Annotated in this window: 12 protein-coding genes; 11 read left to right on the forward strand and 1 reads right to left on the reverse strand. The window is 62.4% G+C overall.

The window, feature by feature from the left end; all coding sequences use genetic code 11:
• Positions 1-1003: 1003 nt before the first annotated feature.
• The 9 genes from VIQ49_RS11590 (at position 1004) to VIQ49_RS11630 (ending at position 10076) form a co-directional block, all read left to right on the forward strand.
• Positions 1004-2425: a helix-turn-helix transcriptional regulator gene (locus tag VIQ49_RS11590; protein WP_331884624.1), complete on the forward strand. Its 1422-nt coding sequence runs from the start codon at positions 1004-1006 to the stop codon at positions 2423-2425.
• A 130-nt stretch (positions 2426-2555) separates the two neighbouring features.
• The gene (locus VIQ49_RS11595) at positions 2556-2882 is read left to right on the forward strand and encodes an acyl-CoA dehydrogenase family protein (protein WP_331884626.1); all 327 of its coding nucleotides are present in this window, start codon (positions 2556-2558) and stop codon (positions 2880-2882) included.
• 21 nt (positions 2883-2903) lie between these two features.
• Positions 2904-3182, forward strand: coding sequence for an acyl-CoA dehydrogenase family protein (locus VIQ49_RS11600; protein WP_331884628.1), 279 nt, complete (start codon positions 2904-2906; stop codon positions 3180-3182).
• 147 nt (positions 3183-3329) lie between these two features.
• Entirely contained in the window at positions 3330-3713 is a 384-nt protein-coding gene (locus VIQ49_RS11605) for an acyl-CoA dehydrogenase family protein (protein ID WP_331884644.1), read from the forward strand.
• 55 nt (positions 3714-3768) lie between these two features.
• A complete protein-coding gene (locus VIQ49_RS11610; RefSeq protein WP_331884630.1) occupies positions 3769-4209 on the forward strand; it encodes a thioesterase family protein in 441 nt (146 codons plus the stop codon).
• Between the two features lie 65 nt (positions 4210-4274).
• Positions 4275-5171: a DMT family transporter gene (locus VIQ49_RS11615; RefSeq protein ID WP_331884632.1), complete on the forward strand. Its 897-nt coding sequence runs from the start codon at positions 4275-4277 to the stop codon at positions 5169-5171.
• Positions 5168-6334 carry an acetyl-CoA C-acyltransferase gene (locus VIQ49_RS11620; protein WP_331884634.1) on the forward strand — a complete coding sequence of 389 codons (1167 nt, stop codon included), beginning with the start codon at positions 5168-5170 and terminating at the stop codon, positions 6332-6334. The genes VIQ49_RS11615 and VIQ49_RS11620 overlap by 4 nt, the downstream gene beginning before the upstream one ends.
• Positions 6335-6457: 123 nt before the next feature.
• Positions 6458-8002, forward strand: a complete 1545-nt coding sequence (locus VIQ49_RS11625) for an acyl-CoA synthetase (protein WP_331884646.1) — start codon at positions 6458-6460, stop codon at positions 8000-8002.
• A 1852-nt stretch (positions 8003-9854) separates the two neighbouring features.
• Positions 9855-10076, forward strand: coding sequence for a hypothetical protein (locus VIQ49_RS11630; protein WP_331884636.1), 222 nt, complete (start codon positions 9855-9857; stop codon positions 10074-10076).
• Positions 10077-10108: 32 nt separating this feature from the next.
• Here VIQ49_RS11630 and VIQ49_RS11635 read toward each other — a convergent pair whose 3' ends face one another.
• The gene (locus VIQ49_RS11635) at positions 10109-11485 is read right to left on the reverse strand and encodes a hypothetical protein (protein ID WP_331884638.1); all 1377 of its coding nucleotides are present in this window, start codon (positions 11483-11485) and stop codon (positions 10109-10111) included.
• A 419-nt stretch (positions 11486-11904) separates the two neighbouring features.
• Here VIQ49_RS11635 and VIQ49_RS11640 point away from each other — a divergent pair, with 419 nt between their 5' ends.
• A complete protein-coding gene (locus VIQ49_RS11640; RefSeq protein WP_331884640.1) occupies positions 11905-12852 on the forward strand; it encodes a hypothetical protein in 948 nt (315 codons plus the stop codon).
• Between the two features lie 49 nt (positions 12853-12901).
• The gene (locus tag VIQ49_RS11645) at positions 12902-13393 is read left to right on the forward strand and encodes a hypothetical protein (protein WP_331884642.1); all 492 of its coding nucleotides are present in this window, start codon (positions 12902-12904) and stop codon (positions 13391-13393) included.
• The last annotated feature ends 325 nt before the right edge of the window (positions 13394-13718 follow it).

Raw genomic sequence — 13718 nt, forward strand, 5'->3', positions numbered from 1 at the left:
GGGGGGAGGGCGAAGTATGAATTCCCATGCCACACGGCCAGCAATCGTAGTTTCGATCGGCGGCCCAGATGGTACGTGGAAGTCGTGGGGATTGTCGAAGAGCCAGTCACCAGGACTCCCGAGCAGCGAATGCGGGTGCACTGTGCGCCATTTACTGACCGCTGAAATGACAATTCCGCCCGGCACGGGTTCGAGGTGTCCGCGGGCGCCGCGGATCCAACACCTCTGGCCCTGTTGAATGTGCACTTCGCCGGCGTCATCGGTGACGTGCCAACGATCGCCTGGAGCGATCACGAAACTGGCGGTCGCATCGCTTGTCTTTCCCTTCCGAGTTTCTCTGGTACGAAGTTCTCCGGCGACCGTGGTGAAGCCAACATCCGCATACCGAGTCCTGAGGTCGTCCCACAATCCGGGCACCCGTTCCGGACGAAAACTCGTCGCGCCAATGTGTGTCGCCATGGACCTATCTTGCCGGATCAGCTTTTACCCATCGCCTCCTTTCAATCGGCCTACTCGAACAAGTCGCTGCTCGACGTCGGAAGGAGGCCCCGGGGGGGGTAGAGCGTGAGGCATACATCGAATTATCGTCGGCACTCGGAGTGCTCACCTCTTCGGCATATGTCAATACCGTAAAGGGATTCATCCCGGCCGGACCAGGAAGACCGGCAGTTCCAGGCGATTTCGGAAAGCCACAAACCGCCGGCCGGGGTGGCAGCAGCGATCCCGAGACTTGCCGGAGTGCCGATGTGGTATCGAAAGCGTGTTCCCCTGAGTCTCGACCGCACTGTTCTCGACGTAGCTGTCGCTGTAAGCAATCATTTGCGTTCTGTCACAACGCAAAACGACGACATCGGGCCGAACCTCGCCTACACAAACAGGATGGGCCGCGAACGACAAGGTGATCGCCCAGAGTCCCTGCATGGCCGCGGGTGGTGTTGCAGCAGAAGCGCGACCCAGATCGGCAGAACGCAGAGTGCAAATGTGAGAATGATATTATCCTGCGATGGTTCAGCCGGTCAATCCGCAGGTCGGCGACATTCTTTACCTCATGGCGACGGTGGAGCGCGTTGAAGGTCTCACCACCGCTCAGTTGTCGAGACTCTCCTTGGGAAGTGCTGCACTCGTCCACGGCGATCTGCCTGCCGCGCTCGCAGGGTTCGACACAGTACTGGGCGCCCCCGAATTGACCGAGCGGACCCGCGATCAGGTCGCCGCGCTGCGGCAACTAACCGCTGCGTTGATTGGGGAGGTGCCGGGCCGGCCGAGTGCTGCGGACGGGCCTGGTTTACGTGCTGTGCACCTGTGCCTGCAGGCCGACCAGCACTGGCGGGCCGGTGAACTCGCCGAGGCACTGTGGCACAACCAGCTCGCCGAGAGCGCGGCAGCCGACGCCGGCCCGGTGTGGCATGTCTATACGCGGCTGATGACGGCCAAACGGCTCGTCGATATGCGTATCACCGGGCGGGCCACGGATCTGGTCGCCCGGGTCCGGTCCGATCAAGACCGATACGGGCTCTATGCCTTCGAATCGATCCCCACTGCACTCGCGGCTGCTCTGTGTCTGCAACGCGACGAACCTGCCGCTGCATTGCGTACCGCCGCCGACGCGATCGAATGCGCTCGAATGCACCGCACGACGGTCGCGGTGCCTCGTGCCCTGGCCGTCGCGGCACTCGCTCACCTACGTCTGGGTGAGCCGTCTCGGGCGGGGGAAAAGCTTGAGCGGATGCGCGAACAACCGCACCACTATGTGCTCCCCGATGCGGTGGCGCGCGCTGCGCTCATTGATATCGAGGTGACCGCCGAACGATCCGGTGTGACCGCCGCAGCCAGTCTTATTCGCTTGTCATGGACCTCGATCGAGGCCGAGCCGGCCAGCTTCGTGGAGGATCCGGCGATGCCTGCCTACCTGACTGCGACAAGTCTGCGTGCGGGGGACTTTGATTCGGCGCAGCGCATCGTCGAAGCCACCGAAGTGCTGGCCTGGCAGAATCCAGGTGTGCCGTTGTTGCGCGACGCGGCCAGCTGCGCCCGAGCGACTTACGACGGGGACACCGCCGCATTCGCCTCCCTACTTGATTCCGCTACCGACCCCTACCTGCGCCGCCGACTCAGCACGGCACGAGCAACGGGCCGGTCCCGCGCAGGCGATCGATCGTCCCGGAGCGGCCACAGCTCCACCGGCGACACCAAAGCTGGTGCCGGCGGGCCCGAGCAGCGACTAGGACACTTCACGATGGCCGGACTCACCGACCGCGAATGCCAGGTCGCGGGACTGGTCGGACAGGGGATGACCAACAGGCTGGTTGCGCGGGAAATCGGGATCACCGAACACACGGTTAATTTTCATCTACGCAAGATCTACCGGAAGTTCGACATCTCCTCGCGAGCCGAACTGATCTGCCGCATCGCCGATTCCCGCTGAACCAACCTCGCACTACCCAGACGGCTACTGCCAATTCTGGTAGTTCTGCAATCGGTTGTAGCCCAATACGATTCGAAGACGTCAACCGATCGGTATCCGGTGCAATTCGAAACGAAAGTTGGGGGTCGGGGTGGACAATTTCTGGGAACGGGCTCAAATTATCCGTGAGTCGGTTCGTGCTGATCTAGCGAACACGAATCTGGCGGACGCGGACGGGGGACTATCCCGTGGGAGCGGCAATATGGTGGACCGGTTGGCCTCTTTGGGCTGGAGTGGGGTGAGCATCCCACACAAGTGGGGAGGTCAGGGCCGCGGAACGTTGGCGCGGCTGGTGGCCATCGAAGAGTCGGCACGAGTGGAAGCGGCGTTGGGCGCGAGTCTGTCGGCGGCAACGCTGGGAGCTGGTCTTCTACTGGAATTCGGTGACGAACGGCAGCGTGCCCAATGGTTGCCGTAACTCGCACGTGGCCAGGACATCATGACCATCTGTATGACCGAAGCCGATTCAGGCTCGCATCTGCTCGGAATGCAAACCACAGCGACTCGCGACGGTGACCATTGGATCCTCAACGGCCGCAAATGGTTCATAGGTAATTCCCATATCGCAACCCTGCACGGTGTCATTGCACGGACCGACTCCGGTCAGCACTCCGGTGCCCTGAGTGCATTCCTGGTCGAGGCAGCCACACCCGGCTGTTCGGTGGGAATCGAACACGATCTGTCGGGGCCTCCGTTGGGTTCAGCCTCGGCGAAGTGATCTTCGAGGACTGCCTGATACCGGCGGCCAACTTGATAGGTACCCAGGGCTCGGGTACGCCCATGCGGTGGTGACCCGGCACGGGAAGCCGAATATCGGGTCGGTCGCGCTGGGCCTGGCGACCGCGGCGTTGGACCGGGCGGGCGAATACAGTGGCAACCGAGTGCTTATGGCGAGTCGCTGTCCGGGCTCGACAGCGTACAGCGGCGCCTGGCAGATATGTTCGCCGCCATCTACAGCAGTCGGTTGTCGCTGTACCACGCAGCCGACCGGCTCGATGCCGGCGATCCTCACGATGTCGGTTTCATCGTCGGGAAACTGCAGGCCAGTGAAGCGGCTGTGCAGTGCGCCACCGCAGCCATCGAACTCATGGGCGCCCGCGGTTGCCACCCTGGTCTGGGCGCGGTGCAGTTGCTCCAGGACGCGCTGATGACCCTCGCCCCGTCTGGGACCTCAGATGTCATCCGAAAACGGTTGGCCGAGTTCGCGCTCGGCTCGTCTCATCTCATACCCGAAGGTGCCCCGGCATGAGCCGGCCGGTCACCGTCTTGTGTACTCAATCCCCGATTCGACAGGAGTTTTCACTGTGCGTAACCCTCTGACCGTTGGCGACATCCAGGAAATGACCTACACGGTTCCGTCTAACAAAACTGTTCCGCACCTCTATCCGGAATCCGAGGACTACCGGATCATGCCCGAGGTGTTCGCCACCGGGTTCATGGTGGGACTGCTCGAATGGTCCGCGATACTGGCGCTGCGACCGGTGCTCGACGAGGGGGAAGGCAGTCTGGGCACGATGGTGAACATCACCCACAGTGCCCCCACCCCGCCCGGCGCTCGCCTGACCGTGACCGCCCGGTGTACCCGGGTAGAGCGAAACTACCTGGAGTGGGAAGTTGAGGCACGTGACGACGAAGGCGAGGTAGCCGCCAAGGGCACCCATGGCCGGCACGTGATCGATACCGCCCGGTTCCTCAAGCGAGTGTCGGACAAAGCCGAGCGACTGGTCCCGGTCAACACACCGTGAACACCGCCGCCGTGCCCATCACCGCAACCCCTACCGGACACGGATGGTCGACGAGTACGGCAGTGATGGCAACAGTATGGGCGCTGTTGTGGGCGGGAGCTTTTCTCGCCACCCAGATCGTGCTCCGCGACGCGGGCCCGGCCACCGTTGTCGGTGCCCGCTGCGCGATCGCCGGTCTCGTCCTGATCGCGATCAGATGGCGTCTGGTGCGTAGTCTGTCACCGCGCTCAATGCTGGGGCTCGGGTTTCTGGGCCTGCTCAACAACATTGGCTACCTGCTGGTGATGGCCTGGGCACTACCGCATTTGTCGGTTGGGATGGCCGCGGTCCTGTCTGCCTGCACCCCGCTGCTGGTGCAGTGGGGTGCGGCGGCGCTGGGCGAGGTCCGACTCAATCGTGTCCGTGTTCTCGGTCTGCTCCTCGGATTCGGCGGTATCGTCGCCTCCGCCGCTGACCGCCTCGGCGCGGGCGCGGTCACCGTCGGCGGTGTTGTCGCCGGGGTGGTGGCGGTGCTGTTCCTGGCGGTGGCCACGGTGTGCACACCCCGGCTGGTCGGCGATACCGACCCGTATTTGGCCACCGGATGGCAGGCGCTCGTCGGTGGGGTGCCGCTGATCGGGTTCGCGGTGGTATCGGACCGGTCGGTGCAGATCGGCCCCGGGCTGGTCGGCTCCGTGCTGTTTCTCGCGGTCGGTGCGTCGGTGATCGGAATGAGCCTGTGGCTGCTGCTTATCCGGCGTACAGGACCTGAGGGTGCCAGCGTCGCGCAGTTCATGCCACCGCTGTTCGGCGTTGCGTTGGGCGCTGTGTTTCTCGGCGAAGAAGTGACGGTGGTGGAACTTGTTGCTGTCGTCCCCGTCGTCATCGGAATCATCCTGGCCACCCGCCAAAGCCCCACCACACGAACGCTATCGGCCGACGCACAACCGTCCGGTACTCGAATACCCAGGGAATCACCATGAGAGACGCAGTAATCGTTGAAGCTGTCCGCACCCCTGTCGGCAAGGGCAAGCCCACCGGCGCGCTACACCAGGTGCATCCCACCGACCTTCTTGCGCACAGTCTGCGGGAACTTGTCACGCGCAGCGGGATCGATCCAGCATCCATCGACGATGTGATCGGCGGCGTGGTGACCCAGGCCGGCGAGCAGTCGGTGAACATCACCCGCCGCGCCGCACTGGCCGCCGGGTACCCGGAATCGGTGGCCGCCACCACCGTGGACCGACAGTGCGGCAGCAGCCAGCAGGCCATCCATTTTGCGGCACAAGGCGTAATCGCCGGCGCCTACGACGTGGCGGTCGCTGCCGGTGTGGAATCGATGAGCCGGGTTCCGATGGGTGCCAGCGTTCTCGGCGCAGACCTCGACGGCACAGGCCTCACCGAACGCTACCCGCAACCACTTGTATCGCAAGGAATCAGCGCCGAACTCATCACCGCTCGCTGGGGCCTTTCCAGAACGCAGGTAGACGAATATGCGGCCGCCAGCCACGACAAAGCAACCAGGGCCACCAAAGAAGGTGCCTTCGAGGCGCAGCTGACACCGATCGCAGGCCTCACCTCCGATGAGGGGATCCGTCCCGAGACCACGGTCGAGACGCTGGCAGCTCTGCGCCCGGCCTTTCACAGCGCGAAAGCAGCGGCCCGATTCCCCGAGATCGGCTGGAATGTGACCGCCGCCAACGCCAGCCAGATCAGCGACGGCAGCGCCGCGGTTCTCATCACCACCAGCGAAAAAGCTGCCGAGCTGGGCCTGCGACCACTGGCTCGGGTACACAGCTTCTCCGTATGCGGCGACGATCCATTGCTGATGCTCACCGCGATCATCCCCGCCACCCGCAAGGTGCTGGACCGCGCCGGCCTGAGAATCTCCGATATCGGGCTCTTCGAGGTGAATGAAGCACTCGCCGCGGTGGTACTGGCATGGATGCAGGACGTGAGGGCCGACCCGACCCGAGTGAACGTCAACGGCGGCGCAATCGCGCTCGGCCATCCGCTGGGGGCTTCCGGTGCCCGGCTGGCGACAACCCTGGTTCATGCCCTGCATGAGCGCAACGCACGCTACGGCCTGCAGACCATGTGCGAGGCAGGCGGCCTGGCCAACGCCACCATCTACGAACGTCTCTGAAACCCCGACGGAGACAGACCCGGCGGGACCGAACGAGGCGACCGTCAGAGTGTGAGGACACACGAAATGAACAACGATCACCGCTCACCGGACGCCGCCGCCCATCCGACGCCAGTGGCGCCGATGACTCCAGGCTGGCACGCGCGGCAAACCCCGGACAGACCGGCGATCATCATGGCGTCCGGCGGGCAGACGGTCACCTACCGGGAACTCGAACAACGCTCGATACGGGGTGCTTGCGCGTTGCGAGCCCGCGGCTTGCGCGCCGGCGACCATATCGCGATCCTGATGGAGAACAACCAAGCTTTCCTGGAGATTGCCTGGGCAGCACAACGTTTCGGCTTGTACCATACCGCGATCGACTGGCATCTGACCGCCGGTGAGGTGCAGTACATCCTGGACGATTGCGGTGGGACCGCGCTGGTCGCCAGCGATGCCGTCGCCGACGTGGTCCAACAACTCGATCTGTCCCGGGTTCTGGTGCGGATCTGCGGTGCCGGTGATCTCCCGGGGTTCGAGCGGTATGAGCAGGCATTGTCGGCTGAGTCCGACGATGCCCTCGGCGTCGATGAATGCGAGGGACGCGAGATGCTCTACTCCTCGGGAACCACCGGTCGGCCGAAAGGGATCCGCAAACCGCTGCCCGCGACAGCCCTCGGGGATCCCACTGCGCCTCCCGTGCAGATCGCGCGGGGACTGCTTGTCAACGGTGACACCGATGGCGCGGTGTACCTGTCCCCGGCGCCGCTGTACCACGGTGCTCCGCTGGTGTTCTCCATGTCCTGGCACCGACTTGGAGGCACCGTCGTCGTGATGGAACGATTCGACCCGACGCGGTGCCTGGAACTGATCGAACGGCACCAGGTCACCCACATTCAGATGGTGCCGACCATGTTCGTGCGTATGCTGCGCCTGCCCGCCGCCGAACGCGCACACCACGACATCTCCAGTCTGATCGACGTGGTCCACTCCGCCGCACCGTGCCCGATCGCGATCAAGCGCCAGATGCTTGACTGGTGGGGACCAATTATTTCCGAGTACTACTCGGGCACTGAGGATGTCGGCAACACCTACATCACCGCCGAAGAATGGCTCGACCGCCCCGGCTCAGTGGGCCGGCCCGCGCAACAGTGCCATATCGTCGGCGACGACGGCACCGAACTACCCCCCGGCGAGGTCGGCGAGGTCCACTTCGCCGGTGGCCGACCGTTCGAATACCACCACGACGAGGCGAAAACAGCGTCGGCCACGCATCCCAAAGGCTGGCGCACCATCGGGGACATGGGATATCTGGACGCCGACGGATACCTCTACCTCACCGACCGAAAAGCCCACATGATCATTTCCGGCGGCGTGAACATCTATCCGCAAGAGGCCGAGAACATTCTCGCCGCCCATCCGGCGGTCGCCGATGTGGCAGTGATCGGAGTTCCCGACGAAGAGATGGGTGAAGCAGTGAAAGCCGTGATCGAGCCAGCCGATCCGCCCGCAGCCGACACCGCACTGGAAGCCGAACTCCTCGCGTTCTGCCGCACCACACTCGCCGCCTACAAATGCCCACGTTCGGTCGACTTTGTCGACGAACTCCCACGCGACCCTAGCGGAAAACTGTACAAGCGCCGCCTCCGTGAGTCGTACTGGAAAGAGCACGACAATCTCATCATTTGAGGCTCCGAGCTGGGGTCCACTGATGTCGCAGCTCCACGAACCAAGAGCGGAGTGACTGTTCTGCGTGCCGGCCGGCCGCCTGCTCCCGACAGTAGTCACTGCGCTGCGAGCGCGGCCTGCACTGTACTGGTCTTCCAAGCGAAGGAAATGCCTTCCACCGTCGTGAGGTTCGCGGGACTGTCGGTGGTGCCGGTTACGGTCCCGACTGAACGGGCGTCATCGATGCTCACTCATCCGGGAGCGTGCGATGTTGGTACAACGGGTCTTGCCCCTCGATGGCGGTGAGGAATCCTGGACGGTCCTCGACGACGAGTTCGCGGTCGTCAACCCTATAGATGCGTTCCTGGGCGTACCTCAGCCCCATTGAACGCTCCCCCACGACGATCCGCTCGTACGCCTTCGACCTGCGGGACTACTTCACATTCCTATGCAGTCACCAGATCGTCTGGACATCAGTGGGCCGCTCTGATCCGCCTCTACACCGACTACCTCGTCCATGAGTACGGCGACTTGGACTGTGACCACGTCTTCGTCAACCTCTGGAGCGGTACTCATGACCCGATTGGAGAAACTGGCGCTCTCGACGTGCAAGGCTGATCCGCGAGCCGGTCGGATCGCATGGCCGACGTGAAGATCGTCATGCACGTGATCACTGATCAGGCGACTCTTGAAGGCCGAGAACACAATCCCGGATTCCTCGACGGTCACGGCGTGATCTCGGCCGATCATGTGCGCGATATCGCCGACCGCGAAGAAACCGTTCAGCGACCCATGGTCAACACCACCGCACCCGCGCCCGCACAGTCCAAACCAGAAGCAGAACCGACGCCCGAGCCAGAACCTGAACCAGCACCCGAACCCGATCAAGAGCCGGAGCCCGAGCCCGAGCCGAAACGGACCAAGCCGAAACGGCCAGAGGTGTACATGCGTGGGCCGCAGAATCCGCCGATCGACGACTTCCCTGGCGGTCTGGATGAGACCGAGCCGGCGAAACCTCCTTTTGTACAAGTGGTTCCACTTCCATCGACACAACCCGGCGACAGGTACCGTGCGTCTGCGGTGCTCGACAGTTACATCCGTATCCGGGGATTGCTACTGCGTGTGGCCAGGCTGCAACCAGAAGGCCTGGAGTGCCGACCTCGACCACACCTGCGAGTACAACCACGACGATCCCGATGCCGGTGGACGTACACACCACTCAGAGATGAAGGCACTCTGTCGTTTTCATCATTCGATCAAGACGTATTCTGACTGGCTCGAGAACAGTACCCGAATCCGCGCACCGGAAAACCGCATCCTGTCTTCACCACGCCCGAAGGACGCAGCTATGGCGGACCTGCGTGGACCGGGCACGATCTGTTTCCCACGTTGAGGCTGATCGTGTTCGACGATCAACGCGGCTCGCCCGTCCGGCCGCCACCCGAAGCACCACCGTCGCACCGCATGATGTCACGGACCGCGGCCAAACATGCACGCCGTCAACAGGAACGGCTCACCAACCGCAAGCGACGCGAGCTACAAGAACACCAACGCCAGGCACTCCGTAGAGAACAGGAAAGGAACGAACCACCACCGATCTACTGAGGGGTGCCCGGCCAGACTCGCGAGAATGGTCCGTTCGTACCACAGCGCAGCCATATCCAATTGTCGGCTTCAATGACACACAGTGCTGTCGACACTGCTCTCGGCCTCCCGCGGTCAGCCGCAGTCCATCGTCAGTGCCATTCGCTGCGGTACCGAGGTGTTTCGGTGCAGCGATCGGAGTGCCGTTGACACGGGGGCACTCGTTGGCCTACTGGCAGCCGCACCCGCCACTCTGTGGACCGAGTTGGAAGGTGCCCTGCGAAGTGTTTTGGCACAAGACAAAGTGACGTTTGCACTGCAATCGATGAATCCGAACCCGCTACCAGGAGGCACCGGCGATCCCATCGCCCACTCCGATATCGAGTCCTGGCTGGGCACGTGGACCGGACCGATCGTCCAAAAGGATTCGCGCCCATACTCCGTCGAGCTCGAACTGGTCCACGACGGCACCACCGTGGTGGGGTTGGTGAGCTACCCGGATCCGAACTGATCCCCCGGCTCGGCGATTGCCGGCCGGAGCGGTCAGTACCAGGGCCCTTCGTAACCGTCCGGGCTGTAGACCAGCGTTCCGGTCTCGTAGCAGCCGTAGTTGTCATCGAGGGAGTACATACCGAAGATCACACTCGGTGTAGTGGAGCGATCCATGAAGCACTGCGCGTAGTTGTTGGTCACCGGACTCGGCAGCACCAGGGTCCAGTCGTCGGCAATCACATTTGTCGGCCGTCGCGACCAGCCGGCCGACACCTGCTCACCGGTGGTGACATCGATGACCGGTGAATCGTCGGCATTCTCGATGTAGAGATATTTGTCTGCCGCATACCATTTGTCGACACCGAGCCCGTCCCACTCCGCCGTTGTTCTGGACAAGAGCTTCTGGCCGGTGTCGAGATCGATGACCGTGAGACCACCGCCTGCCGCGAACGCATACTTGCCCCAGATCTGGACATCCGGTACCGCCCCGGCCTGCCACGTTCCGAGTGTGTAGGTCTTGCCGTTGGTGGTGTCGACGTACACATAGGAGTAGTTGGGGTATTCGTCTACCCAATAGACGAATCCGTCCGCCGCAATACTCTTGATACTGCTGGCAGCCTTGAGCTTCTCGAGCCCAGTCGCGTAGGTTACCGGCTGCCCGGTCGCACCGTCGTAGAGAGTGGTGCTCCCCTCGACGCCGTAGCTGCCGGGGATGATCACCAGGAAGGTATTCTCGTCGACATACTCGATATCGCCTGTATGGGTGTACGGGATGGAAGCAACCCGAGTCCCGTCCGGCTTCAGGAGTTGAGCTTCCTTGCCATCGCGGACGGCGTGCAGGATATTTCCACCGGTCCCCGCCATCATCGAATAGACCGTCTCGTAGTCTGTCGGATAGTCGAGTGTCGCGGTGATCGGCGCGACAGATGAATCCGTGGTGTACGTGACGATCCGGGTCTCGAACTTTTCCGGATCCAACCCCTTTGCCGGTGTGCGCAATGAAATCCGGTACGTCACAGAGGGTTTTTCCGCGGTGCCACTCGGCAAACAGCCCACCCGGAGAACCTCGGTCCCGGTCGGTATCTCCGGTTGACCGACATCGACGAACTCGCCCGTACCGGCGTTGAACAGCGACGCGGTTGGGAGCGCCGCCGAGGCCTCGCCGGTCTTGCGTTCCACCTGTTGCGGACAATCCCGAACCAATGAACCCGAGCTGTACCGCGCGGTCTTGTCAATTGTCACGTCGGTCGGGACGGGTGCGGCCGAACTGGTCTCACTGCTCTGTTGCGCAGGTTCATCGGCGGCGGTTTCGACAACGGCAGGTGTGCCACCCGATTCGGTTGATTCTCCGCCACATCCCGAGGCCAGGACGACAATCGCAATCAAAGCTGCGGCAGCGGTACCCCAGCGCCTCGGAAGGTTCGTCAAGGCAAGAACTCCTTCAGTCAACTACCCGGCCGCGGACTGGCCGACTTTGCAGTTTACTGCGATACAACGGCCTTCAGGCCATCGGAGGTGTGGTGTGAACGTACCAAATTGTTCGCCTCACTACCGTTCCGCGATAGATTCATCGCGACAGTCGGCGTTCCGTTGCCGGTTCAGCCTACGAATGGAAGAGGTTCGCAGGTCGCATGAAGCCACTCTCCGCGATGAAGGCAGTATGCCTCTGTTCACTCCTTGTCATGGCGATCGGAGGTTGCGGCGGAGGCGAGTCGAGGTTGCCGCCCGTACCGTACGGCAACCTCGACGATTCGTCCGAGCGCATGCCGGCAGACCTGAACGCAATGTCGGCCGACTGGGGTCCGACGGGATACGTCCTCGACGAGGATGATCGGCCGAGTTCTCCGATGATCAACCAGGCCGAAGAAGACAACGAGGTGGTCGGTGGTGACGAAAGACGATTTCTTGCAGTCCGGGACGCTGATGAGGATGCCGACTTCGTTCGAAATCTGACGATCACAGAGGATGGCTCATATCAGGGATACATCTACTTCAACAATGGGGCAGATCCTGATTCCGCCGAAACCGCTACTCGCGATGCACGCGTCAGTCTCAAAATTCCTGAAGAGATCAAAGACCGCAAGCTCATGTCCGCCACCATCCGAGCGGCCAACTCATGGCCACCCGATGTGTATAGCTCGGTGACGCTGGAGACTCCCCTGGATTCTTTTCGCCTCGGGGTCACTGTGACCAGCGCAAAACTCTGGCTTCGAGGTGGCGAAGAGTCAATCGACATGCCGGTGAACGAGCTGCTGTCAGACCGGGGCGCACTGCTCGGATGCGCCAATGGGGCTGATGGAATCGTAGGCGCCGGCCACTCGTGCTGGGGATTTGTCACTTTCGAGTTCTCCGCGCTCGAATCGATCTTCAGTACCGATGTGCGTGCCGGGGCCGAGAGCATCGCGCACTTCGAAAACAGCATCTTCGTCGAGGACATTCGGGCCTACGACGTGTTGGCACGCTACTACAATCTTGGAGACATTCCCCAGCAGAACGTTGCGATTCGGCCGGTGATCCCACCCGGAATGGCCTACATCACCGGCAGTCTGCACTACTCGACCGATCAAGACACCACCGACGTGCGGCTTGCCGACGACGATCTCCAACTGGACTATCCGTTCGGCGAAAGAGGGGCCGGGACTGCTATCTACTACGGCTACAAATTGATCCCGACGGCCGACTGGCTCACGCAGTTCTGCAAGATCGGTGACGTCAAAATCCAATCCACGGTCACCGTGGGCGCTGGACAATCCACCGCGGCCATGCCGGTCTTCTACGACAAAACCAAATGTTGACACGCCCGGACCGCTCGCCGGCGGCGACAAGACCGGGGCGGTCGCTGTCATGACCGAGCCCAGCTCCGCCGGTCGCGGCTCATCCAAAGCTCTTGCCGTCACCAGCCTCTGCGTATCTGTTGTCGCGCTGTGCATGTCCATCTACTTTCCGGCCACCCTGCATCATCGCCAGCAGATCGTTTCCAACCAGCAGTCATGCATCACCCAACTTGCCGAACTGCACAGCGCCATGGAGCTACTCCGGGCGACAGGTGAGGATTCTGCGAAGCAGGGCCAGGAGACGCAGGCGATCTCACCCGAAAGGGCTGCGGCACAACAGGCTCGAGACAAGACATACACGCTGTGCGCCAACGTACGAGGAAGCGAGGGTACATCTGTCATCGTGGCAACCGAAGCCCCCTGGAATCAGGCCCCGAAGGCCTTGGTCGAGGTCTGGCCATCGGAGAACATCGGCGACATCGTGCGATGGAGCACCATGGTGGTCAATGACCTCTCAACCATCTCGCCGCCGGTCTTCGCGTGGCCTGGTGACATCTGGTGACCTCCGAAACACTTCGTCCCGATGTGGGCCCGCAGCCCTCGCGAGGATGCCGATGCGTCTTGCCTCGGTGTCAATCACGGGTGATCATCCTTGTCAGACCCCGTCGATAGACTGGTGGGTTGCGCCGTCGCGAAATTCCCAGAGCTGTTGTGTCCCAACAAAATACCTTGCTCCGAACACTTGTGCGAATGCGATATCGCGGGTACCGTGAAGCCATGGACTTCGGGGGAATGTTCACCAGATTGTCAGATCTGGTCGGGGACGCGGCGTTGGTCGCAGGTGATGACACTGAGTTGTCGTCGCGGGTGGTGACGGTGATCCATCT

The organism is Williamsia sp. (genome assembly GCF_036566845.1).
Lineage (GTDB): Bacteria > Actinomycetota > Actinomycetes > Mycobacteriales > Mycobacteriaceae > Williamsia.

Excerpts from the sequence above, each read along its gene's own strand:
- VIQ49_RS11615 (WP_331884632.1), top strand. The coding sequence starts at position 4,275 with ATGGCAACAGTATGGGCGCTGTTGTGGGCGGGAGCTTTTCTCGCCACC.
- VIQ49_RS11640 (WP_331884640.1), top strand. The coding sequence starts at position 11,905 with ATGATCAACCAGGCCGAAGAAGACAACGAGGTGGTCGGTGGTGACGAA.
- VIQ49_RS11620 (WP_331884634.1), top strand. The coding sequence starts at position 5,168 with ATGAGAGACGCAGTAATCGTTGAAGCTGTCCGCACCCCTGTCGGCAAG.
- VIQ49_RS11600 (WP_331884628.1), top strand. The coding sequence starts at position 2,904 with ATGACCATCTGTATGACCGAAGCCGATTCAGGCTCGCATCTGCTCGGA.
- VIQ49_RS11625 (WP_331884646.1), top strand. The coding sequence starts at position 6,458 with ATGACTCCAGGCTGGCACGCGCGGCAAACCCCGGACAGACCGGCGATC.
- VIQ49_RS11590 (WP_331884624.1), top strand. The coding sequence starts at position 1,004 with ATGGTTCAGCCGGTCAATCCGCAGGTCGGCGACATTCTTTACCTCATG.
- VIQ49_RS11645 (WP_331884642.1), top strand. The coding sequence starts at position 12,902 with ATGACCGAGCCCAGCTCCGCCGGTCGCGGCTCATCCAAAGCTCTTGCC.